We start from the raw sequence: 24,445 nt of genomic DNA, 5'->3' as shown, positions 1-24,445 counted from the left end.
AATAAAATGATCATTTTTTTAGGCAAGATAACTTTGGTCTTATTGTTGGATAATTAAAGATTAACCTAATGATTTTAAATAATTAATTATTATTTATTTCGATATAAGTAACGTTTTTACTACATATTAAGTGCTAATAGCTACCCGAATTGCTGGCGAAACGTTCCATTTTAAGTATTAAATACTTTAAAGGTATTTTTTTATACCTTTGAGGTTTTAGACAAAAAATGAACGGCTATTCATTGTATGTTGACAATAAAAAATCTCACAATTGGAGGTGAGTAAAATGACAGCGACAACAATGAATGTAAATGCTGTGATTGATCAGGCTAAATTTAAACCTTTTCATTTAACGGTAGTTTTATGGTGCTTATTTGTAGTTTTGTTTGATGGCTATGATTTGGCAATCAATGGTGTGGCATTACCCTTATTGATGAAAGAATGGGGAATGACTGCAGTTCAAGCGGGAATGTTAGCCAGTACTGCGTTGGCTGGTATGATGTTTGGAGCCATGTTATTTGGTATGTTGGCAGATAAAATCGGTCGTAAAAAGGTCATTATTATCTGTGTTACCTTGTTTAGTGGCTTCACCTTTGCGGGTGGTTTTGCATCTAACCCAACTGAATTTGGTATTTTACGCTTTATTGCGGGGTTAGGGATTGGTGGTGTATTGCCTAATTTAGTTGCCCTGACTTCAGAATATGCTCCACAAAAATTCCGTAGTACTTTAGTGACTGCTATGTTTAGTGGCTATGCGATGGGGGGAATTATGGCAGCATTATTAGGAGCAGCATTTACCCCTACATTTGGCTGGAAAATTATGTTTTTCATTGCTGGTATCCCGCTGTTATTTGTGCCAATTTTATGGAAATTCTTACCTGAATCGGTCACTTTTTTAGTTAAGGCTCAGCAAACAGAAAAAGCACGCCATATTATTCAACGTCTTGTTCCTGCTGAAACCGTAACCCAAAATACTGTATTGGTCCTGAATGAAGCGAAAGTTCCAGATGCTTCGGTTGTGGCACTGTTTAAAAATGGTCGTGCAATGGGGACCATTTTATTCTGGAGCTGTTTCTTCATGTGCTTGCTAATGGTTTATGCCTTAGGTAGTTGGTTACCAAAACTCATGATGGCAGCGGGTTATTCATTGGGCAGTAGCTTAATGTTCTTGCTTTCTTTGAACATTGGTGCAGTTATTGGTACCGCAGGTGGTGGTATCCTTGCCGATCGCTTCCATTTAAAACCAGTTATTATCAGTATGCTTATAGTAGGTGCATTGGCACTGGTTGGTTTAGGTTTTAACTCTCCACAGCCTGTAATTTATTTATTGGTGGCATTGGCAGGTGCAGCTTCAATTGGTTGTAGTATTTTGTTGTATAGCTATGTTGCGCAATATTACCCATTGGCAGTTCGTTCAACAGGTTTGGGATGGGCATCTGGCATTGGTCGTGTCGGGGCGATTGTAGGTCCGATTGTGATTGGGATGTTATTAGGCATGGAACTTCCACATAAAATGAACTTCATTGCCGTTGCGATTCCTGCGATTATTGCGGCTTTTGCGGTTTCTCTAATTAAAACGAATCCAGCAGAAGAATTGGTTGAAGTGCCTACAACATCTCAAGCGACCAAACAAAGATCATATAGTTAAGCTATTCCTGTGAATAAGGGCCTCTAGATGAGGCTCTTTTTATTCAAATAGAAAATGACAAAAATAAAAAAGCCCCGATAGGATATCGGGGCTTTTTCGTATTTCATTAAAGGTAAAACTCCTGTAATACCTCAACGTCCTGTTGTCGACTCTTTATTGTTATTCTAAGAAACATCCTGTTTCTGTATGCATTCAATTTATCCTGAAATTGGATGCGAGGATAGGCGTATTAGCGGTATTTTCTGTACGCTTTGGCTGACATAGATTCACTCTTAAATAGGTTTGAATGCTACATATTGAATCTATTTATCAGGAGAGAGTTTGGTTAGATTGAATAGAAATAAGACAAACAGTGAGAGCATGATGAAGTATTCAAAATGTGGTTTCCTTTTGTGGCTCAGCTTTCTCAGCCCAATGTCTATTTCCGCTTGTCATGCACAAGATAAAACAGTCGATGAACAACACCAACAAGCAGCAATTGCTCCACTTTCACAACCTTATCAAATTAAAAAAATAACTGAATTCAATGAGCCTTGGGCATTAGCAGTCATGCCCGATCAGCGCTTATTGATTACTGAGAAAGCAGGGAAGCTGTTTGTATTTAATCCCCAAACGCAGCAAAAAATAGTTGTAGAGGGCGTTCCGCAGGTTGCCTATGGAGGCCAAGGTGGTTTGGGCAATGTGGTGCTGCATCCAGATTTTAAGCAGAATCATATTATTTATTTCAGTTATGCCGAACAAGGTAAAGGTGGCTATGGTGCAGTAGTTGTGCGTGCTGTTTTAGATGAGCAGCTATCCAATCAACCACGATTAATGAACTTGCAGCCGATTTGGCGGCAAGTGCCTAAAGTTTCGGGACAAGGTCATTATGCACATCGCTTGGCCTTTGATTCAGCAGGAAAATTATGGATTAGTTCAGGAGAACGACAGAAGTTTCAACCTGCACAAGATATGCAGAGCAATTTAGGTAAAATTTTGCGCTTGAATGATGATGGTTCGCCAGCAATAGGCAACCCATTTATAGCTCAAGGTCCGATTGCGGCTCAAATTTGGAGTCTAGGACACAGAAATCCTTTGGGGATGGCTTTCGATGCACAAGGACAGCTTTGGGTTGCTGAAATGGGGCCTCGTGGTGGCGATGAGTTAAATCGTATTTATAAAGCTGCAAACTATGGATATCCGATTGTGTCGAATGGTGATCATTATAGTGGGCGAGATATTCCTGATCATACGACTCGTCCTGAGTTTCAAGCTCCTGAGATTAGTTGGACTCCAGTCATTTCTCCATCGAGCTTAATGTTCTATCAAGGTTCTAAATTCCCGAAATGGACCAATAAAGCACTCATTAGCGGCTTATCTTCACAAGCAATTATTATAGTAGATACGCAAACTGTGCCTGTACAAGAGGTACAACGTTTAGCTATGAAACAGCGAATTCGTGGTTTGGTTGAAGCAGAGGATGGTTCAATTTGGGGAATAGAAGATGGCAAACATGCCGCCTTATTCCAATTAACTGCGCCTAAACCCTAAAGTGCAATGTCTATTTCATCTTTATCTGTTTATGAAAATTCTACTTTCGATATGCCAACTTTGAGTAAGCCTCAGGAAAAACCTGAGGCTTAGTACAAAAAAGCCTGATTTTTCTTTGTACTGAAGCGCCTTAGCATAGCACTGGGATGTTTTAAGGAAGAGAGCAGTGCTGAGTTTTATTGTGGTGGTTTTTCTGTTGGCAGGGATGGTAAAAGGCATGATTGGTCTAGGTTTGCCTGCCGTATCGATGGGACTATTGACCATGTTGATTAGCCCTTATCAAGCAGCAGCATTGCTGATTGTACCTTCTATGGTTACCAATATTTGGCAGTTATTTGCTGAAGGACAGGTATTACGGGTTTTAGCTCGATTCTGGACGCTTTTGCTGGGGATTATTATCGGTTCAATCTGGAGTATTTTTCCCAACCTAGGTCAAAGTGAATTTCATAGTGAAGCGCTTTTAGGTGCCATGTTATTGCTTTACGGCTTATATGGTTTAGTTGCCAAACAAATACCAAACTTGTCGCGTTATGCTTGGATCTTATCTCCATTGATTGGGTATTTGGGTGGGGCATTGACTGTGGCAACTGGCGTTGTGGTCATTCCCGTGGTGCCTTATTTGCAGTCTTTACATTTACAGCGGGATGATCTGGTTCAATCCCTAGGTCTGGCATTTACCGTATCGACCATGTGTTTGGCTATATTTTTACAGCAGAATCCTGTGGCTCATCTCGAGATTGATTATCTATGGTCAGTGATGGCTTTGATTCCTGCCTTACTTGGCATGTGGTTGGGCACGCGGATACGCTATAAAATTGCAGAGCAGAAATTTCGCAAAGTCTTTTTCTGTGGTTTGATGGCTTTAGGTGGGTATATGCTGCTTAGTCATTAATTGTGTTGGGTATACTGTCAAGCTGAGGACGTTGTTGAATTAAATATTGGCTAAAATGTTGATAATCTAAAGTTAAGGTATCAAAATTTTGTGCAGCCAACAGTAACTTTCGGTTTGCCCATGCACCTTTTAATTGAATTTGTTGGAATGCGTACAACTGTTGTAAGCGTTGGGCAGCCCGTTTCGGAATGATGGCAATCCCAATGCCATTGGCAACGACCTGTGCAATTGCACCAAAATTAGGAAGACGAAGACGATACTGAATGCTATAGCCCAGTAATTTGGCTTGTGCTTCAATCGATTGCTGTAAGGAGTGATATTGCATTAATCCGACAAAGGCATGTTCCAAGGTATCAACCAAGCTTAGTTCAGGATGGTGGGTTAAAGGATGGTGGCGTGGGCAGATCAATACCAGAGGATCATCTGCAAACTCTAGGGTTTGTAGGGGGTGAGCATTAAAAAAACTCGAGATTAAGCCAAGTTGTGCGATCCCTTTGCTTAAAGCTTGAATAATGTCATTGGACTCTGCTTCTTGCAATTCGATATGTAAATGCGGATTTTCCATTAAGTAAGCTGGTAGAACCAAAGGTAAATATTCACTCTGAGCTGAAGAATTACACCATAGGGTCATGCTGCGATGTTGTCGTTGAGAAAAAGGCTGCATTGCCTGTTCAAGTTGCTGATGTTGTTGAATTAAAGTTTGGGCATGTTGATTAAACATTTGACCTGCCAGTGTGAGTTTGACGCCAGTGGCATGGCGGGTAAACAGCGAGACAGAGAACTGTTGTTCGAGTTTTTTAATCCGTTCACTGGCGGCTTGTAAGGATATTGCAGAACGTTCTGCACCCTTAGTCAAACTGCCTGTTTCGACAATATTCAAGAATAACGTTAAGTCAAAAAAGTCGAGGCGCATAGCCATAAATTCATCTTATATTGAGTTTTCCATCTTAAAAACTTGATCACCAAGAGGCAATGTTAAAGCCTGAAAATATAAAAAAAGCAGCCCGTAGGCTGCTATAAATGGAGCAATATTTATTCGCTTTTATCTTTTAAGCTGAAGAACCAGTTTAAAACCAAGGCTGCGAAGGTAGCCGTTCCAATGCCGCCCAAATTGAAATTGCCGAACTGCAAGGCAAAATCACCTGTACCTAAAATAATGGTCACTGCTGCAACCATCAGGTTTTTATTTTTAGAAAAATCGACTTTGTTTTCAATCCAGATTTTGGCACCCGCAATGGTAATTAAACCAAAGACTACAATAGAAGCACCTGTGAGAATTGCAGTTGGAATGGTGTGAATAATGGCACCAAACTTTGGCGATAACCCCAAGAAAATGGCAAACACACCTGCAATCACAAATACAATAGTTGAGTAAACGCGCGTAACAGCCATCACCCCAATGTTTTCGCCATAGGTGGTCATACCTGGTGCACCAACACCGCCAGAAAGCGTCGTTGCAACACCATCTGCCAAAAAGGCTTTACCAATTTGCGGGTCTAAGTTTTCACCCGTCATGGCACTGACTGCTTTAATATGCCCCAAATTTTCAGCCACTAAAATTAGCGCTACTGGAGCAATAATCAACATGGCATTCACATCAAACTGTGGCGAATGGAAGGTTGGAAAGCCAAACCACGCTGCTTGTTGAATTGGAGTAAAATTAATAGGTGTACCGTATCCCATGACATTCGAAATGATGAAATAGAGTAGATACGCCAGTAATAAGCCGATTAAGAGCAGTAAGCGTTGCAATAGGCCTTTGGTGAAGACAGCAATTGACCCCATACAAAGCACTGTCACCAGTGCCATCCACATATTAAAGGGATTGCCCGCCACGCCTTTTACTGTCACAGGTGCCAGATTTAAACCAATAATCATCACCACAGCACCAGTTACTACTGGTGGCATGAGTTTTTCAATCCATTTGGTGCCCGTTGCCATGACCATCAGACCAAACAGTGCGTACAACACGCCACATGCCATGATCCCGCCAGCAGCGACGGCTAAATTGGCATTCGGTGCACCCGTTCCAGAAGCGGCATAACCTGTGGCAGCAATGACCACGCCAATAAAAGCAAAGCTTGAGCCAAGATAACTTGGAACACGTCCACCTGTCATTAAAAAAAACAGAATGGTACAGATGCCCGACATAAAAATCGCAAGATTGGGGTCAAAACCCATCAAGAATGGGGCAAGAACTGTCGCACCAAACATGGCAAAAGCATGTTGAATGCCCAACACAGCACTTTGTACAGGCGGAAGATACTCATTTGTGCCGACAGGCTGCGTCTCGACATTGCCTGTATATGGACGCCATTTGGGAAACCAATTGGACATAAATTGATCGCTTTAAAAATAAATTGTGCACATCATACTCTTTCTTTTCGAGTGATTTAATCATTGATTTTTAATTTCAGATTAAGTAGAACTCTGATTTATAATAATTTTATACCAAGTGGTAAAATGTTTTGATTTTTAAATTAACAATAAATCAATATATTATTCTATAAATTATAGTCAATAAAAGCTGTTTGTTCGCTTTGCTTAGCGATAAATTTTTTTTATCAATCTTTCAAAAATTTTTTAACAATATAAAAAAACTGCTGAAAATTGAAGGTGGCAAGAAATATTTTGCCAATCGATTCAAACAAAATGCTGTTTTGGCAACCCAGCATACGGCTGAGTTGCCAATTGAGAATACTTACATCAACCCGTATTGCGAAGACCTGCTGCAATACCTGCGATACTGACCATTAAGGCATGATCGACTGGGGTATGTTCAGCTTGACGTTCTGCTAGATACAAACGACGTCGTTTCATCAGTTCTGCTTGCAGCAAATGCAGAGGCAGTAAGTAAGGTTTACGAACCCGCATCGATTGATCCAAAACTTCGTTGCTGCTGAGCAATTTGGATTCATCTTTTAAGGTGAGCAGGGTTCCCACTGCATCTTGTAGACGTTGGCGCAATGTTGTGCCTAGAGCTTTTAAGTCTTCATCTTGGGTCAAGTGGGTTTCATAGTATAAAGCCACATGTCCATCAGCTTTGGACAGGACCATTTCCAACATATCGATCAGGGTTTGGAAATAAGGCCATTGCTGCAACATGTCCTCTAAGGTTGCTTTATGTCCTTGTTCAATCACTTGATTAATAGCCGCACCTGTGCCTAACCAAGCGGGGAGCATCAGACGAATTTGCGTCCAGGCAAACACCCAAGGAATAGCACGTAAGGATTCAATCCCGCCACTGACTTTACGTTTGGCAGGTCGAGAACCCAATGGCAACATTTGCAGTTCCAGTTCAGGTGTGACGGTTCTTAAATATTTCACAAAGTGCGGATTTTCACGTACCGTTTGACGGTAAACCTGTACCGAAAGGTCAGTCATGCGATGCATCAGTTCACGCCATTCGGCTTTCGGCTCTGGCGGTGGAAGTAAGGTTGCTTCCAGTGTGGCTGCGGTATAAATTTCCAGATTTTGTAGCGCAATGCCTTCCAGTCCGAATTTAAAACGGATCATTTCGCCTTGTTCGGTGACGCGAATGGCACCAGAAATCGAACCTGGAGGCTGAGAAAATAACGCTTGTTGGGTTGGAGCACCGCCACGACTGATAGAACCACCACGACCATGAAACAGGGTCAGTTGGACCGCATGTTGTTTGGCGATGGCAGTCAACTCTTCTTGCGCACGGTATTGCGCCCAGTTGGCAGACATAAAGCCAGCATCTTTGGCCGAGTCTGAATAACCAATCATGACTTCATGTTTGCCCTGAATATGCTGTTTGTACCAATGCATATTGAACAGGGTTTGCATGGTATGTGCCGCACCATCCAAGTCTTTCAAAGTTTCAAATAGGGGAACTACACGTAAAGGCTGTTGAATGCCAGCTTCTTTTTGTAAGAGTAGAACAGCAAGCACATCACTTGGATATTCCGCCATGGAAATAATATAGGCACCGAGGCTTTCAGCAGGCTGTTCTGCCAAGGTCCGCATGGTGGCAAACACTTCTTGTACATCGGGGTGTAGAATCAGGCTTTGCTCAGGCTCATTCAAATGTTTTGGCAGCAACGGGCGTTTGCTTTGTAATTCTTGTAATAAGAAGTTTTGACGGGCTTGTTCCGTCCAAGTTTCAAAATTGCCTAAACCTAAATATTCGGTGATAGCGGAAATGGCTTGGCGATGACGCCCTGATTCCTGACGAATATCCAACTTTAATAATTCGATACCAAAGCAATTGACCCGATGAATAAAGTCCAATAATTTTCCATTGGCAATTTCAGGTAGGTTGCACGACATGAGAGAGCGATAACAGAGTAATAAAGGCTGTAATAGTTCCTGTTTACTTTTGATGATGCGACTGTCATCTAAAACCTGATCTTGCCCCTGAAGCTTATGGGCCAACCATTCTCGGGTGATTTTTAAGCGCTCGCGAGTGTCACGTAAATATTCACGATAAGGTTCAGGATGAGGCGCTCCCAAAGCCTGAACTAATTCATTGCTACAGTTTTGAATCGACAATTCCCAACGTAGGTCTTCAATATCACGTAAATATAAGTCAGCCGCTTTCCAGCGTGACAACCACAGCACTTCTTGGGTCACATTGTGGGTTACGTTCGGGTTGCCATCACGGTCACCACCCATCCAAGAAGCAAAACGCACGGGAGCAACATGTAGCGGTAAACGTTGTCCACAATGTTCTTCTACCATCCCATCCAGTTCACGCATGAACTTGGGTACTGCATTCCACAAGGTTTGTTCAATGGTGGTGAAACCCCATTTGGCTTCATCGATAGGGGTCGGACGATGTTGACGAATTTCATCGGTTTGCCATGCAGAACAGATCAGCTGTTTTAAGTCTTCTAGTACGGCTTGGCGTTCACGCGGGGTGAGTTTTTGCTGATCGAATTTGAATAAACAGTCATTAATGCCATCATATTTTTGAATGAGGGTACGACGGCTCACCTCTGTAGGGTGTGCGGTCAACACCAGTTCAATTTTAAGTTCACACAGTTGTTGATAGAGCTGTTCTGCTGAGACTTGATGGGTTTTGAATTTTTGGAACAGATGATCGAGTGGATTTGGTGATGGGGCTTCAGGATCAAATTCACTTTGGCGACGGCTACGTACCACATGGTACTGTTCGGCGATATTGGCAAAGTTCAAAAAGTGCGTAAATGCACGGGTGAGCGGAAGAATCTCATCATCTTCTAGACTGAGAAAGAGCTGCTCTAGTTGTTTTTCGGCTTCAACTTGTCCATCACGTGCACCTTTGGCAAGTGCTCGAATCTGTTCTATCTGATTAAACAAATCTTGCCCGGCATGTTGTTTTAAGGTTTCCCCTAATAAATTACCAAGTAACCGTACGTCTTCGCGTAGTGGAGCATCAATTTGTTGAATCATTTTCCATTCTCCAGTTCTTATTCTTTTTGACTATACCCCGATTTAATCGAATGCCAAGTAGCAGGGCTACAAAAGTCGCAAGCTTTTGTTGATAAAACTAGCAATTGGATAATGGAATGGCGTTGGAAGGATCAAGGAAAAGAGGCACTAGGCATGCGAGCCATATTTCAGCATGAACAGTTCGATACTTTGTTGGATGATTTCCTGCTGTTGTTGAGAGGTTGGAATAGCACGTACACCCAGTAAAATTTCTAAATGACGTAGTCCAAGCAGTAAGGACAGTAGCAATAGGCGTTGCTGTTCCACATCCCCATGTTGAATAAAACCCAAGGTGGCAGCTTGCTGAAAAAACTCTTCCCAGCCATCACACATTTTTTGATGGGATGCATTATAAAACTGTAATGCTAAGGGATTTTGTTCGGCAGCCAGTTCAATCAGCAAATGTTCCAACTTCACTGCTTCGGGTAGGTACACAATGTTTAATGCGATTTGGCAAGCTTGAGCAAAAGCCTCAAGAAAATCACTGTCTGCATTCAATTCAAAGGGACGTGTTTCCATTAAATTTTCGCAGGTTTGTTCAATCGCACAGGTAAAAAGCGTGGCTTTGTCCTGAAAATGATTATAAATCGTTAGCTTGGTGACCCCAGCTTCTTGGGCAATTTGATTCATGCTCGAACCATGATAGCCATATTTGAGGAACAGGTTTCTAGCAGCTAGCAGAATTTGCTTATGCTTTTCTAAATCTTTGGGCCGACCGACATTCGTTTGCACAAAATTTTCCACTTTCGCTTAATTAAGACATTTACTTCAAACAGGGCTTTTAATTAATGTACCGCGTGGTATATTAATTAAAAATTGTTCAAAGAACAGCATAGTATTTTGCCTTAAAAATGACATTTAGATAAGAGCACGACGAATGAACCTTGCCAAGACCCTAATCGCCAGTCTTATAATTTTATCCAGTTTGACCCTTTGGGGGTGTAATCGAGAACAGACGACAACAGAACAAGTCCCTTTTGTTATGGTGGTACAACCATCTACCTCTTTAACTGAACAAAAAAGTTATGCGGGTGAAGTCAAAGCTCGACAACAAACGGATTTGGCATTTCGGGTGTCTGGGCAGGTTATGCAACGTTTTGTCGATGTTGGTGATCAGGTTCGGGTTGGACAGGTTTTGGCAAAGCTGGACGTGAAAGATGCTCAATTACAATTAAATGCTTCCCGCGCACAATTGGAAAGTGCTCAGTCAGCAGCGAAAGTGGCTGAACAGGAGCTAACACGTTTTAAGCAATTATTGCCGATGAACGCTGTGAGCCGTTCACAATATGATGCGATGAATAATCAGTATCAAGCTGCATTGGCCAGTCTGAAACAGGCGCAATCCAACTATGAAGTCAGTCAAAACCAGACTCGCTACAATCAGCTTATTGCAGACAAAAGTGGTGTGATTACCGCACGTAATATTGAAGTGGGGCAGGTGGTTGCAGCAGGGCAAGCGGCTTATCAATTGGCGATTGCAGGCGAGCGTGAGGTGGTCATTGGTGTGCCTGAACAAGCCATTAATGATTTACGGATTGGGCAGGAAGCATGGGTGACTTTGTGGTCAAAACCACAAGATAAATTTGCAGCTTATGTGCGTGAAATTTCCCCAGCAGCGGATCAGTCGCGTACTTTTAGTGTGAAAGTTGCCTTAAAGAGTCAGAGCCAAGACATTCAGTTGGGGCAAAGTGCACGAGTCTTTTTTAGCAGTTTGCAGCACAATATCTTGAGTGTGCCTTTATCCAGTGTGTCTGCGAATGAGCAACAGGCCTTTGTTTGGGTGGTGCATCCAGACTCACGTGTCCATAAAGTTCCTGTCACCTTAGGTGCTTACGGGCGTGACAGCGTACCTGTATTGTCTGGGTTAAAGCCTGAAGACTATATTGTGGTGGGTGGTGTACACCTGTTAAGAGAGCAGCAAAAAATTCGCCCGATCGATCGGGAAAATCGTGCAGTGCAACTATCTAGTACCAAGTCTGCGACAGGAGCGAAATCATGAATTTCAACCTGTCAGAATGGGCATTGAAAAATAAAGGCTTAATCCTGTATTTCATGATCTTGCTAGGCATCGTCGGCATGGTGTCCTATTCTAAGTTGTCGCAAAGCGAAGATCCGCCATTCACCTTTAAAGTCATGGTAGTGCAAACCTATTGGCCAGGCGCAACAGCAAAGCAAGTGTCCGTGCAAGTGACTGACCGTATTGAGAAAGAACTCATGAGTACGGGCAATTATGAGCGCATTATGGCGTACTCGCGGCCAGGGGAGTCGTTAGTGACTTTTTTCGCGAAAGATTCGTTGCGCTCTGCACAAATTCCTGATGTCTGGTATGACGTACGTAAAAAGGTCAATGACATTCGGCATGAACTACCGAGTGATGTACAAGGCCCATTTTTTAATGACGAGTTTGGCGATACCTTCGGCAATATTTACGTACTTACGGGCAAGGGCTTTGACTATGCGGTACTCAAAGAATATGCCGACCGCTTACAACTGCAATTACAGCGGGTCCAAGATGTGGGCAAGGTCGATCTGATTGGGTTACAAGACCAGAAAATCTGGATTGATTTATCCAATACCAAAGCCACACAACTGGGCATTCCTATCACTGCGATTCAGCAGGCTTTGCAGCAACAAAATGCCATAGCTAGCGCAGGTTATTTTGAAACTCAGACCGATCGTATTCAAATTCGCGTGAGCGGTCAGTTGCATAACGTCGAAGATCTGAAAAAAATGCCCTTATTGGTGAATGGTCAAACCATTCAACTGGGGGATGTGGCAGAGGTTTACCGTGGCTTTAGTGAACCTGCCCAGCCACGCATGCGTTTTATGGGTGAAAATGGCATTGGGATTGCGGTTTCGATGCGTAAGGGGGGAGATATTCTGGCTTTGGGGGAAAACTTACAGGCCGAGTTTGCAACCTTACAGAAAAGCTTACCTTTGGGGATGAAGCTAGAAAAAGTCTCTGATCAGCCCGTTGCGGTTGAACGCAGTGTGCATGAATTCATGAAAGTCTTGGCTGAGGCCGTGATTATTGTACTGTTGGTAAGTTTCTTTTCTTTGGGTTTTCGTACTGGCTTGGTGGTGGCATTTTCCATTCCGCTGGTACTGGCTATGACCTTTGCAGGCATGAATTTATTTGATGTAGGACTGCATAAAATTTCTTTAGGTGCACTGATTTTAGCCCTCGGTTTATTGGTCGATGATGCCATTATTGCCATCGAAATGATGGCGATTCGCATGGAACAAGGCTATAGCCGCTTGCAAGCCGCGGGGTTTGCATGGAAAACCACGGCCTTTCCAATGCTGACGGGGACTTTAATTACCGCAGCAGGATTCTTGCCGATTGCCACAGCCGCTTCTAGCACTGGAGAATATACCCGTTCCATTTTTCAGGTGGTGACCATTGCTTTAATTGTGTCTTGGTTTGCTGCGGTATTGTTTGTCCCTTATTTGGGGGATAAGTTATTGCCTGATTTTCAGCAGCAACCAACTAGAGCACCTTGGTATCAAAGGCTTTGGGCTCGTTTCAGAAAACAACCTGAGCCACAGCCCATCAAGTTGCATAGTACTGAACATGATCCTTATCAGACCCAGTTTTATCAACGTTTTCGTGCATGGGTAAACTGGTGTGTGACCTATCGTAAAACCGTGATTGCCACGACCTTGGGTATGTTTGTGCTTTCAGTGTTGATGTTTAAATTGGTGCCACAACAATTTTTCCCGCCATCAAACCGCGCTGAAATTTTGGTAGATTTAAAACTTGAAGAAGGCGCTTCTCTTAAAGCCACAGAGGCGGCAGTGAAAAAGGTCGAGCATTTTCTTTCGAAACAACAGGGAATTGAAAATTATGTGGCTTATGTAGGGACAGGTTCGCCGCGTTTTTATTTACCTTTAGATCAGCAATTACCCCAAGCCAGTTTTGCTCAGTTTGTGGTTCTCGCATCTTCTTTGGATGATCGCAATGACATTCGCCATTCTCTGGAACAGCAAATTCGTCAATTACTACCTGAAGTGCGGACACGGGTTTCCTTATTGGAAAATGGTCCGCCGGTAGGTTATCCAATTCAATACCGTATTTCGGGAGAGGATCTTAATTCGGTTCGCCAATGGGCGCAAAAAGTTGCTGCTGTAGTGGGAGAGAATCCAAATACCACAAATGTGCACTTGGATTGGGGTGAACCCAGCAAGATTATTCAATTGCAGATTGATCAAGACCGTGCCCGCCAAATGGGAGTCTCGAGCGTAGATTTAGCCAATTTTCTGAATAGTTCAATTCAGGGCGCTGTATTGCATCCCTACCGTGAAAAGCGCGAGTTAATTGATATTCGGTTACGTGGTGATGAGGCAGAGCGTTTGAGTGTTGAATCTCTCGCCAGTTTGGCTGTACCGACTACCAAAGGGACTTTCGTACCATTGGCCCAGATTGCCAAAATTGAATATCGTTTTGAAGAGGGGTTAATTTGGCACCGTAATCGCTTACCGACCATTACGGTACGCGCGGATATTCGGACCAAATTACAACCCGCAACGGTGGTGGCTGAATTGTCAGATCGTATGCAACAAGTCCGTTCAGAATTGCCTGCGGGCTATTTGCTAGAAGTCGGAGGCACAGTCGAAGAATCGGCCCGTGGGCAAAAGTCAGTGAATGCGGGGATGCCGCTGTTCTTGGCTGTGGTCATGACCTTGCTGATGATTCAACTTAAAAGTATTTCCCGTGCCACCATGGTCTTGCTCACGGCACCGCTCGGTTTAATTGGCGTAGTATTATTCTTGCTGTTGTTTAATAAGCCGTTTGGTTTCGTCGCGATGCTAGGTACAATTGCCCTTTCAGGCATGATCATGCGAAATTCTTTGATTTTGATTGATCAAATTGAACAAGATCGTGCCGCAGGACAAGCTACCTGGGAGGCAATTATTGAAGCGACGGTCCGCCGTTTCCGTCCAATCTTGTTAACTGCACTGGCCGCAGTTTTGGCCATGATTCCATTATCACGCAGTATTTTCTTTGGGCCAATGGCGGTGGCGATTATGGGTGGCTTAATAGTTGCGACTTTGCTCACACTATTCTTTTTACCTGCTTTGTATGCGCAATGGTTTAAGGTGAAAAAGACCGTTTAGTACAAAATATTTTAGTAATATCAGGTGCGAAAGTTTGAAAATTTCAATATAGTAGCACCTTATATTTTTATTAAATTTCAGTTTAGGAATTTTGCTACATACTAAAAAAAACAAAGATGTAGTAATGAGGTTTAATCGCACATGAAGCAAGACAGTTTAACCAAGTATCGCCGCTCTATCGCGATTTCTTATGTCTTCATGTTTTTGGCATTATTTACCGTCATCAGCGGTATTTTTGCTTATTGGTTTGCCCGTAAAGTGACCCAAGTGGATACTGAAGTCTGGTTACAAGCCCAAGCCCTTTGGGTTATGCGAAATATCATTATTTATACCGTACTCAGTTTATTTGCTGCATTGTGGTTTATTCCTTTATGTTTCTTCACTTGGAATAGTGCACTTTGGGTTACAGGATGTACCGTTGCAGGTGTGGTATTCGCATTGATTGCCTTTTTATATTTACTCAATGCTTGGATTAAAGGCCTTTCTAAGTTTATAAAAAATAAAGCAGTTTTCTAGAATTTGTAAATTTTTTAACATTTTGCCCTTGTAAAATCACGCTTCACCCCCAATTTCAGAGCATTATTCAGTATGAAATGAAATTCCGTGAGGAGCATCGCCAGCTATGGCTAAACGTGATTATTATGAGGTTTTAGGTGTCGCTAAAACCGCTAGTGATGATGAAATTAAAAAAGCCTACCGTAAGTTGGCGATGAAATATCATCCAGACCGTAACCCAGACAACCCTGAAGCAGAAGAAAAATTTAAAGAAGCCTCTGAAGCTTACGAAATTCTTTCCGACAGCGAAAAGCGCAGCATGTACGACCGTATGGGACATGGTGCATTTGAAGGTGGTTTCGGTGGCGGCGGTGGTGGCTTCGGCGGTTTTAGTGCAGAAGACATTTTCAGCCAGTTTGGTGATATCTTCGGTGGTGCTTTTGGTGGTGGCGGTCGTGGTCAACAGCGTCAGCGCCGTGGTTCTGACTTACGTTATGTGATGGAACTCACTTTAGAAGAAGCAGTAAAAGGGGTGAAAAAGACCATTACCTTTACTGCGCCAGCACCATGCGAGAGCTGTGACGGTAAAGGTTCTAAAAACCCGAATGATGTTGAAACGTGTAAAACCTGTCATGGTGCAGGTCAAGTCCGTATGCAGCAAGGCTTTTTCTCAGTACAGCAAACCTGCGGTACATGTCGTGGACAAGGTAAAATTATTAAGAACCCTTGTCAGAAATGTCATGGTTCGGGGGTTTCTGACCGTCAGCAAACCCTAGAAGTGACGATTCCAGCTGGGGTAGATAATGGCGATCGCGTGCGTTTAAGCGGTAAAGGTGAAGCCATTCGTGATGGTCAAGCTGGCGACCTCTATGTAGAAGTTGTGGTACGTGAACACGAAATTTTCCAACGTGATGGTGCAGATCTGTATATGGATGTACCAGTAAGCATTGCTGATGCTGCTTTGGGTAAAGAGATTGAGATTCCAACGCTAGAAGGTCGTGTCAGTTTGAAAATTCCTGAAGGTACGCAAACTGGAAAAATGTTCCGTTTACGTGGCAAAGGGGTTAAACCTGTACGTACCAGCATGCAGGGTGATTTACTCTGCCGTATTGTGGTGGAAACACCTGTGAACTTGACGGCTCGTCAACGTGAACTGTTGAAAGAACTGCAAGTGACTTTAGATGGTGAAGACAATAACTCTTCACCAAAGAAAAAGTCATTCTTTGATCGTTTGTTTGACTAATTCAAAGTAATAAAAAAAGGGCGTGTAAAACATGCCCTTTTTTTATGTCTGTTTTATTGTGGGATAGGTGCATCAATCGCTTCAACACTCACCGTTTCTTCAACTGGTTGTTGCGCTGCACTCGCGGATGTTTGAGGAGCATTCGTTGCCATGCGTTCGGCAAGGCTTCCAGGTTGACCATTAACGGTGGTCATAATTTTAACCCCTGCCAAACTGTCAATGCTGTCGCCAGATTGGGCAGCAGGTTCAGCATACACATGAGCAGCAACAGTACACAGTAAAGCGAGTATTATTTTTTTCGAATGCATAGAAAGTCTCCTGACAATTTTTATCTTGATGATTCGTGATGGCTAGTCTGAGTAAGCAAGATGTAAATTGTGTGAAAAATGAGAGGTTTCATTTTCATTTTTAAAGATTTTTTTCGATATAAACCCATACCATGATCTAATTCTTCACTATCTCGATGCGTTGAGAGTGGGCACTTTGAAGTTTAAATCGATTCAACCAAGATTTTTGCGAAAAAATTAGATTACAACTTAGTCGTGTTCCAGAGTTTTGTTATAGTAAAGGCAATTTTAAATTCGAGATTAGGAACGGATTATGTCTACAAGTCCACGTATTGGGGTATTGGGTGCAGGCGGTCGTATGGGTCGCATTCTGATTCAGGCGGTACAACAAGCGGGCTATCAACTGGCTGCTGCGGTTGAGCGACCAGAAAGCAGTTTAGTCGGTTCAGATGCAGGTGAGCTTGCAGGCATTGGCAACATTGGTGTGAAGATTGTGGGCAGTCTGCAAGAAATTTTACCTGTATGTGATGTGGTGATTGATTTTACTGCGCCTGTTGCTACCGAACAGCACTTGAAGCTTTGCCGTGAAGCGGGTGTCGCCATGGTCATTGGTACCACTGGCATGAATGATGAGCAAAAAGCACTTCTTGATGAAACATCAACTCATACGCCAGTCGTCTATGCAGCCAACTATTCTGTAGGCGTGAATGTATCGATTAAATTATTGGAACTGGCATCCAAAGTCTTTGGCGATACAGTTGATATTGAAATCATTGAAGCGCATCACCGCCATAAAGTTGATGCTCCATCGGGTACTGCTTTAATGATGGGTGAAGCCATTGCAGATGCATTAGGTCGCGACTTGAAGCAAGATGCCGTGTATTGCCGTGAAGGCCATACTGGTCCACGTGAACGTCAAAGCATTGGTTTTCAAACCATTCGTGGCGGTGACATTGTGGGTGAGCACACTGCAATGTTTATTGGTGAAGGCGAGCGTGTAGAAATTACCCACAAAGCCACCAACCGCATGAATTTTGCTTCAGGTGCCGTTCGTGCCGCGGCATGGGTGGTTGGGCGTGAAGCACGTAAATATGACATGAAAGATGTACTAGGTTTTAACGATATTCAGGTGTAAAACACGGCCTGAATTTGTGAAAACATTTGCATAAAATTAAAATAAGAAGCGGAATTAAATGAAAATAAAATTGATCACTTGCTGTGCTGTAGCCTTCTTTGCTACAGCACAGGCCAAGTCTATCGACAATGCCAAACTGAGTATTAACAAACAGAATATTAAGGTTTGGACCTACCAAGACACGGCCAACCCTGTAGTCTTGTATAAAGCCGAAACCCATTTTGATGTGCCGATTGAAAAGGCCACTGCCCTGATTTTGGATGTGGAACAAGCACCAAGATGGGTGCCTTATATGGGCAGCGTCAAAGTCTTATCTCGCGATGACAGCAAAGGCGAGTTTCTGTTGTATATGGTGCTGGATTTTCCCTTTCCTTTAAAAGACCGAGACTTGGTGGTAAAGGGGAAAATGAGCAAAGATGCTCAAGGCATGATTCATATTCAAAACAAGGCTGTGAATCAAGGCTATCCGTTAAATCCAAATTATGTACGTTTAAGCCGTTATGAAGGCGACTGGACTTTTCAGAAACTGGGGAAGCAGAAAGTGAAAGTCTCGACCTATGGCTATGCCGATCCTGAAGGTTCTATTCCGTTAAGCGCTGTGAATTTATTTGTGGAGCAGCAGCCGTATCAAATGTTGTTAAAAATGAAGGATGAGTTGGCAAAACCGCGGAATTATGCAGCTTTGCCAATCGCATTGCGCTAGTCAATTCGATGTCAAAATCGACATGGATTTAGTGTTCAAGACATTGAGGCTCTATTTTCTGTATTTGGCTTTGCACAAGCTGTTTGTTCAGTAACATTTTTTGTAAGCCGACCAACAGCAAGGCTAGACCACTTAATAGTGCACCGATCCATGCCACCGCCGTATAGCTGAGTCCAAAACTGAGTACGCTGGCACCCGCCAGTGCACCCAAGGCATTGCCTAAATTAAAGGCGCCAATATTGACCGAAGAGGCAAGTCCAGAAGCTTCATGCGCAACTGACATGACGCGCATTTGTAAGGGAGGAACCACAGCAAATGCAGCTGTACCCCAGAGGGTTAAAGCAATGGCTGCGCCAAAGGCGGTTTGTGCCAGTAGCGGAAACAGTAGCATCATGATGCTGAGTAGGCTGAGAAAACCCAATAGCGTTTGATCCAGTGAGCGATCTGCGAATTTTCCCCCCAGATGATTGCCAATTGAAAAGCCAATCCCGACCAGAACCAACATGAACGTGATCAGGCTGGGTGTAGCTTGAGTGAAGTTTTGCAAACTGGGTGCAATGTAGGTATACAGTGTGAACATCGCGCCTGAGCTCATGACTGTGGTCAATAATGCCAAAACCACAGGTAAACGACGGAGTACCTTGAGTTCCTGAGCAATATTGGGACGAGCACTGGCTTGACCTTCAGGAAGTGCTTTCCAGAGAGACAGCATGGTGATTTCACCCAGTAGCGTGATGCCCAGAAAAGCAATGCGCCAACCAATATGTTGCCCGACCCAAGTGGCAAAGGGAACGCCGCCAATATTGGCTAGGGTCAGCCCCATAAACATGGCTGCGACGGCACTGGCTTGTTTTTCTTTGGGCACCACACTAGCGGCGACTACAGAACCAATGCCAAAGAAAGCACCATGATTTAAGCTGGTCAAGATACGTGCCAGTATTAAGCTCGAATAACTATTGGCAAAATAAGCCAGCAGGTTGCCTAGTGTGAAAATGACCATGAGCAGGATCAGAGCATGCCGTTTGGAATAACGGCTAAACCATAGGGTCATCAGCGGGGCACCCAACATCACCCCAATGGCATAGGCACTGATGAGCATACCTGCTTGTGGAATAGAAATGCTCAGATCATGGGCAATTTCAGGTAAAAAGCCCATGGGTGAAAATTCAGTGGTTCCAATGGCAAAGGCGCCTATTGCCAGCGCCAATAAGGGGTAATTCATTTTCATTTGATTGCCCTAATCCCACTCGGGAGCGAGTTGTTCAGGGTTTACCTCACGTGAGTTTCGGTCGAGCTCAGTAATTGCCTGTATCTGTTCAGGAGTGAGCTGTAAATCTTGTGCTTTTAAATTTGCCAACAAATGCGCTCGTTGTGTAGAAGATGGAATGACGGCATAACCTTGTTGCAGCGCCCACGCCAATGCCACTTGTGCGGGACTGGCATTGATTTGCTGGGCAATCGTCTGTAAGACAGGATCTTGCAGCACTTTGCCATAGGCCAAAGTCATGTAAGAAGTCACATCAATCTGTTGCTGTTGCAGATAACTAACCAAGGGACGATTTTGTAAATAAGGACTCAGTTCAATTTGATTGGTGGCAATATGCTCAAGTCCAATACTGTTAATTGCCTGTTGGGTTAGGGCAATATTAAAATTTGAGATACCGATATGTTCGGTCAGTCCTAATTGCTTGGCATGCAGCAAGGCTTGCATGACTTCCTCAATTTGAATGCCCAGTAGTGGGGCAGGCCAATGAATTAAAGTCAAATTCACAGCATCCGTGCCTAATTTTTGTAGGCTCTGTTTTAAGCTCAGAATTAATTGCTCTGGAGCGTAATTTTCAGTCCAGATTTTGGTGGTCAAAAATAATTCATGATGTGGTACACCACTGTTGGCAATGGCTTGACCAATTTCAGCTTCATTGCCATAAATTTGTGCCGTATCAATGGCACGATAGCCGACCTCAAGTGCAGTCTGAACCGCGTCAATTACTGTTGCACCCGTCAAGCGAAAGGTACCCATTCCCATTTTTGGAACAATCATGTTTTTCTCAACCGAACTTTTTTAAAGATGGAGCTATTTTGCTGAAATAACTGTTGTGGAAAAATCTAGGAATTTGCAAAATATTGTTGACCAATAATCAATAAAATGACGATGAAATCGACCATTGAAGAATTAAATGCTTTTGTTCAGATTGTCGAAAGTGGCTCGATTGTGAAAGCTGCGGAGCAATTAGGACAAACCACATCAGGTGTTAGTCGTGCCTTGCAGCGTTTGGAAAGCAAACTCAATGTGACCCTGTTGGAACGGACTACGCGCAAGTTGAAACTGACGCAAGAAGGGCAGTTGTTTCTGGAAAAATCGCGTAAGATTTTGAATGATTTGACCGAAGCTGAAGATGCTTTATTAAAATCTGATCATGATATTTCAGGTCTCATTCGGGTCGATTCTGCGACGCCCTTTGTGCTGCATGTGATTGTGCCACTGATTCAAGAGTTTATGCAGCAATATCCGAAAATTGAAATTGAATTGAATAATCACGATCAGATTATTGATTTACTAGAACATAAAACCGATGTGGCGATTCGTTTTGGCGAGTTAAATGATTCCAGCTTACATGCCAAACTGTTGTGCCGTAGCCGCCTATATATTGTGGCCAGTCCTGATTATTTAACCCAACATGGCACGCCCAACCAGCCTGAGCAGTTATTGCAGCACCCCTTGATCGGTTTTACCCAGCCTACACATTTAAATACTTGGCCCTTAATGTTGCAGGGACAACGTCTTAATATTCATCCAAAAATCAAGGCATCGAATGGGGAAACCGTACGTCAGTTGGTGCTGAACGGTGTTGGGATTACCTGCTTATCGCGTTTTTTGGTTCAAGATGATCTCCGTGCAGGACGTTTGGTGGCCCTGTTTGAAGATAAGATTGAACTGCAATATCAAAAAATCCATGCGGTGTACTATCAACAAGAACACTTACCGAAACGGGTTCGCTTGTTCATTGAGTTTTTGGCGCAGAAACTTGCCATGTATCTGTAGTTTTAGGCAAGTGAAGCTGTACAGTGAGCAAGGCTTGTCGTGGTGCTCGGTTCTGATCATGTTGAGCAATCGCAAAATGCTGTGCGTCGTTCCAACAGACAAAGCGTAACTCTTTTCGCTGTGTTTCACCAATTAAGGTGGTGCGTGTTGAGCCAGATTGATAGCTAAACAGGCGCTGCGGGATGACGCTGTCCACGACATCACTTTTCTGCGCGAGCTCAAAATTCTGCTGTCCAGACGCTTTTAAAAAACCTTCAATTAAAGACTGACAAATAAAATCACGTTGCTGTTGCCAAACGGAGGTATTCGGTTGGCAAGCCGAAAGACACAGTGCGAATGCGACCAAGCTAAAACGATACATGTTGATTTCCCCCAAGTAAAAATGAACTGTACGCCTAGCATAGGGAAGGTGTATTCTTGGTTACAGATACAAAATATATTAAAAAATGAGTACAGTAATGGGCATTCAGTATCGTGATTTGGCACACCAGTTAGCACAGAAAATTTATGCAGGAGAGTTGGGAGCAGGGCAGCGTTTGAGTTCGTTACGTCAGTTTGCCCAGTCGCAACAGGTCAGTCTCAATACCGCCAAAAGTTGTTATGAACTATTAGAGGCGCAAGGCTTAATTACGGCCAAGCCTCAAGCGGGCTACTTTGTGCAACCACAAGCTTTGGCAGTCGCTGTTCCGCAGCATGTCGATTTTGCGGTGACTGCCCGAGAAGTGTCTAATTTAGAACTACAAATAGAAATTCAAGAAGCCTCCATTCATGACCAAATGATTCATTTGGGATCTATTCAGCTTTCGCCAAATTTAGTGCCTGTAGAGGCACTCCGCCGTTCTATTCAACGTGCGCTGAAGCACAGTAAACCTGAAGATTTTTTGTATAGTGATAAACAGGGACATCGACGTTTAAGAGAAGCATTGTCGGCGCATTGGGCAGAAGATGGCATTTATATGGCAGCTGAAGATATTTATATCAGCAATGGTTGCATGCCAGCTTTGTCGGTGGTGATCCAAACTCTGACCCAAGAAGGCGATAGCATTATTGTACCGACACCCAACTTTAACGGGCAGTTGCAATTGTTGGCGAGTCTGAATCGTAAAATTGTTGAAGTTCCAGCGCATGCCAATGGCTTTGACCTGAATCGATTTGAACAGGCGATGCGTGATTCGGGGGCGAAAGCGTGCTTACTCACCGCCAATTTTCAGAACCCTCTGGGCTTTTGTTTAAGCCCTGCAGAAAAGGAAAAAATTGCTCAGTTGGCAGCTCAATATCAGTGCTATGTGATCGAGGATGATATTTATGCCGAATGCAGTTTTGATTTAAAACGTCCATTGCCGATTCAATACTGGGATCGACAGGGTTATGTCATTTACTGTGGTTCGGTTTCCAAATCCTTATCTACTGCTTATCGGGTGGGGTGGTTTTGCATGCCGTCACGTTTAAACCATTTACGTGCACAACTTCTGACTCGACATGTTGCGGTGAATACGCCCTTGCAATTGGGCTTGGCTGATCTGATTTATAGCCGCGCCTATCGAGAGCATTTAAACCGTTTAAAACCCTGTTTAATGCAACAGGTCGAGCAATATCGGCAATTTTTAATACAGGCTTTTTCAGGTATAGACATTCGCTTGAATCAACCCAAAGGCGGCTATGCGCTGTGGTTACAGTTGCCTGAAGCCATTCATAGTTTGGATTTGTATCGTTATGCCCAACAGCAAGGCATTAGCATTGTGCCAGGTATCGTTTTTGGAGAAGAGCAGCGTTATAAAAATTGCATCCGCTTAAATGCAGGTCATGAATTATCCTCCGAGATCCGTCAAGCAATTGAATGCTTGGCGGCTTGGACTCGGCGACAATTGGATTATGTTGTGCTTGATTCGAAGTCGGCTTGAAGCACAATCCGATAACGGGCTTGGCCTGAGTGCAAACGTTCTATCGCCTGATTCAGTTGTGACATTGGGAACAATTCAATTTGTGGTGCAATGTTTTTACGTGCAGCGAACTTAAGCAGTTGACGTAATGCAGCAGGTGAGCCTGTCGGTGAGCCAGTCACTGATTTTGCCCCTGCAATGAGGGAACCGACTGAAATTGGCATGGGTTCCAGAGGCACACCCAGCATATGTGCTGTACCATTCGGTGCTAAAGTTGCGAGGTAAGCACGCCAATCTAGTGTAACGTTGACGGTGCTGAGTAACAGATCAAATTTACCTTGTTGTTGTTTTAGCGCGGCACTGTCGCGGCTATTTACGACATGGTCTGCGCCCATCGCTTTAAGTTCATCGGTCTTGTCTAGACTTGAAGTAAAGGCGGTTATTTCACAACCCCAAGCTTTGAGTAATTTAATTGCCATATGCCCCAAGCCACCAATGCCAATCACACCGACATGATGGGTGGCTTGAATATTATGCTTAAGTAAAGGATCAAAAACGGTAATCCCACCACAGAGCAGAGGACCTGCACTTTCAGGGTCTAAATCTTCAGGCAGCGGAATGACCCATTGCCATGCTGCTCGGACTTTATCGGCAAAGCCACCCGCATGACCCACAATGGTCGCAGTGCTGCCACTGCTGCATAATACAGGCTGTCCAGCCACGCATTGATCACAGTATTGACAGCTTTCCGCAGTCCAACCCAACCCTACGCGTTGACCGATCTGTAATCCTTTAGCTTCAGAACCCATTCTTACAATGGTGCCAATGACTTCATGCCCCGCGATTACAGGGTAAACTGAATTATGCCATTCGTTGTCAATCACTGAAATATCCGAATGACAGAGTCCACAATATTCCACTTTAATTTCAACTTGATGGGCTTGAAGTTCGCCTGCATCAAATTGAAAGGGTACCAGTGCCTCGCCCGCGTCTAAGGCAGCATAGCTATTGATCAGATTATTACTCATGATGGCA

The 24,445-nt window shown here is 43.6% G+C and carries 20 protein-coding genes; 11 read left to right on the top strand and 9 right to left on the bottom strand.

The window, feature by feature from the left end:
* Positions 1-286 precede the first annotated feature (286 nt).
* The 3 genes from F4W09_RS13575 to F4W09_RS13565 all read left to right on the top strand — a co-directional run bounded on the left by F4W09_RS13575 (position 287) and on the right by F4W09_RS13565 (position 4,070).
* Entirely contained in the window at positions 287-1,648 is a 1,362-nt protein-coding gene (locus F4W09_RS13575) for an MFS transporter (RefSeq protein ID WP_104441302.1), read from the top strand.
* A 363-nt stretch (positions 1,649-2,011) separates the two neighbouring features.
* Complete coding sequence (locus tag F4W09_RS13570) at positions 2,012-3,178, top strand: PQQ-dependent sugar dehydrogenase (RefSeq protein WP_151505095.1); 1,167 nt, start codon at positions 2,012-2,014, stop codon at positions 3,176-3,178.
* Between the two features lie 166 nt (positions 3,179-3,344).
* Entirely contained in the window at positions 3,345-4,070 is a 726-nt protein-coding gene (locus tag F4W09_RS13565) for a sulfite exporter TauE/SafE family protein (protein ID WP_151505094.1), read from the top strand.
* Here the strand turns inward: F4W09_RS13565 and F4W09_RS13560 are convergent.
* The 4 genes from F4W09_RS13560 to F4W09_RS13545 form a co-directional block, all read right to left on the bottom strand.
* Positions 4,060-4,983, bottom strand: coding sequence for a LysR family transcriptional regulator (locus F4W09_RS13560; RefSeq protein WP_016168931.1), 924 nt, complete (start codon positions 4,981-4,983; stop codon positions 4,060-4,062). The genes F4W09_RS13565 and F4W09_RS13560 overlap by 11 nt on opposite strands.
* A 119-nt stretch (positions 4,984-5,102) precedes the next feature.
* A complete protein-coding gene (locus tag F4W09_RS13555) occupies positions 5,103-6,407 on the bottom strand; it encodes a solute carrier family 23 protein (RefSeq protein ID WP_016168930.1) in 1,305 nt (434 codons plus the stop codon).
* Positions 6,408-6,776: 369 nt separating this feature from the next.
* Positions 6,777-9,467, bottom strand: coding sequence for a phosphoenolpyruvate carboxylase (ppc, locus tag F4W09_RS13550; RefSeq protein ID WP_016168929.1), 2,691 nt, complete (start codon positions 9,465-9,467; stop codon positions 6,777-6,779).
* Positions 9,468-9,614: 147 nt separating this feature from the next.
* Positions 9,615-10,238 carry a TetR/AcrR family transcriptional regulator gene (locus F4W09_RS13545; protein ID WP_016168928.1) on the bottom strand — a complete coding sequence of 208 codons (624 nt, stop codon included), beginning with the start codon at positions 10,236-10,238 and terminating at the stop codon, positions 9,615-9,617.
* Positions 10,239-10,383: 145 nt separating this feature from the next.
* On the opposite strand from F4W09_RS13545, the gene F4W09_RS13540 reads away from it, so the two are divergent.
* The 4 genes from F4W09_RS13540 (at position 10,384) to dnaJ (ending at position 16,362) form a co-directional block, all read left to right on the top strand.
* Entirely contained in the window at positions 10,384-11,505 is a 1,122-nt protein-coding gene (locus F4W09_RS13540; protein WP_016168927.1) for an efflux RND transporter periplasmic adaptor subunit, read from the top strand.
* Positions 11,502-14,624 carry an efflux RND transporter permease subunit gene (locus F4W09_RS13535; protein ID WP_151505093.1) on the top strand — a complete coding sequence of 1,041 codons (3,123 nt, stop codon included), beginning with the start codon at positions 11,502-11,504 and terminating at the stop codon, positions 14,622-14,624. Before F4W09_RS13540 ends, F4W09_RS13535 begins: the two co-directional genes overlap by 4 nt.
* Positions 14,625-14,765: 141 nt before the next feature.
* Complete coding sequence (locus tag F4W09_RS13530) at positions 14,766-15,140, top strand: hypothetical protein (RefSeq protein WP_016168925.1); 375 nt, start codon at positions 14,766-14,768, stop codon at positions 15,138-15,140.
* Between the two features lie 106 nt (positions 15,141-15,246).
* Complete coding sequence (dnaJ, locus tag F4W09_RS13525; RefSeq protein WP_151505092.1) at positions 15,247-16,362, top strand: molecular chaperone DnaJ; 1,116 nt, start codon at positions 15,247-15,249, stop codon at positions 16,360-16,362.
* 53 nt (positions 16,363-16,415) lie between these two features.
* Here dnaJ and F4W09_RS13520 read toward each other — a convergent pair whose 3' ends face one another.
* The gene (locus F4W09_RS13520) at positions 16,416-16,670 is read right to left on the bottom strand and encodes a hypothetical protein (RefSeq protein WP_151505091.1); all 255 of its coding nucleotides are present in this window, start codon (positions 16,668-16,670) and stop codon (positions 16,416-16,418) included.
* Between the two features lie 292 nt (positions 16,671-16,962).
* Between F4W09_RS13520 and dapB the strand changes: the two genes are divergently transcribed.
* Together dapB and F4W09_RS13510 are read left to right on the top strand one after the other, a co-directional pair.
* A complete protein-coding gene (gene dapB, locus F4W09_RS13515; protein WP_104441308.1) occupies positions 16,963-17,784 on the top strand; it encodes a 4-hydroxy-tetrahydrodipicolinate reductase in 822 nt (273 codons plus the stop codon).
* Between the two features lie 58 nt (positions 17,785-17,842).
* Positions 17,843-18,487: an START domain-containing protein gene (locus tag F4W09_RS13510; protein ID WP_151505090.1), complete on the top strand. Its 645-nt coding sequence runs from the start codon at positions 17,843-17,845 to the stop codon at positions 18,485-18,487.
* Positions 18,488-18,515: 28 nt separating this feature from the next.
* Here F4W09_RS13510 and F4W09_RS13505 read toward each other — a convergent pair whose 3' ends face one another.
* Together F4W09_RS13505 and dkgB are read right to left on the bottom strand one after the other, a co-directional pair.
* Complete coding sequence (locus tag F4W09_RS13505) at positions 18,516-19,715, bottom strand: MFS transporter (protein ID WP_151505089.1); 1,200 nt, start codon at positions 19,713-19,715, stop codon at positions 18,516-18,518.
* 9 nt (positions 19,716-19,724) lie between these two features.
* The gene (dkgB, locus tag F4W09_RS13500) at positions 19,725-20,528 is read right to left on the bottom strand and encodes a 2,5-didehydrogluconate reductase DkgB (RefSeq protein WP_151505088.1); all 804 of its coding nucleotides are present in this window, start codon (positions 20,526-20,528) and stop codon (positions 19,725-19,727) included.
* Positions 20,529-20,639: 111 nt separating this feature from the next.
* Here dkgB and F4W09_RS13495 point away from each other — a divergent pair, with 111 nt between their 5' ends.
* On the top strand, positions 20,640-21,530 hold the full coding sequence (locus tag F4W09_RS13495) for a LysR family transcriptional regulator (protein WP_151505087.1): 891 nt from the start codon (positions 20,640-20,642) through the stop codon (positions 21,528-21,530).
* Here the strand turns inward: F4W09_RS13495 and F4W09_RS13490 are convergent.
* Entirely contained in the window at positions 21,490-21,891 is a 402-nt protein-coding gene (locus F4W09_RS13490; RefSeq protein ID WP_151505086.1) for a hypothetical protein, read from the bottom strand. The genes F4W09_RS13495 and F4W09_RS13490 overlap by 41 nt on opposite strands.
* A 97-nt stretch (positions 21,892-21,988) precedes the next feature.
* Between F4W09_RS13490 and F4W09_RS13485 the strand changes: the two genes are divergently transcribed.
* Positions 21,989-23,431: an aminotransferase-like domain-containing protein gene (locus F4W09_RS13485; RefSeq protein WP_151505085.1), complete on the top strand. Its 1,443-nt coding sequence runs from the start codon at positions 21,989-21,991 to the stop codon at positions 23,429-23,431.
* Here the strand turns inward: F4W09_RS13485 and ahr are convergent.
* Positions 23,401-24,438, bottom strand: a complete 1,038-nt coding sequence (ahr, locus tag F4W09_RS13480; protein ID WP_151505084.1) for an NADPH-dependent aldehyde reductase Ahr — start codon at positions 24,436-24,438, stop codon at positions 23,401-23,403. The two genes, F4W09_RS13485 and ahr, sit on opposite strands and share 31 nt — an antisense overlap.
* Positions 24,439-24,445: the final 7 nt, after the last annotated feature.

This window comes from Acinetobacter tandoii (assembly GCF_008867985.1).
In the GTDB taxonomy this organism is placed as follows: Bacteria; Pseudomonadota; Gammaproteobacteria; order Pseudomonadales; family Moraxellaceae; genus Acinetobacter; species Acinetobacter tandoii.
The sequence above is the reverse complement of the archived record's forward strand: the minus strand, read 5'-3'. Positions and strand labels throughout refer to the sequence as shown.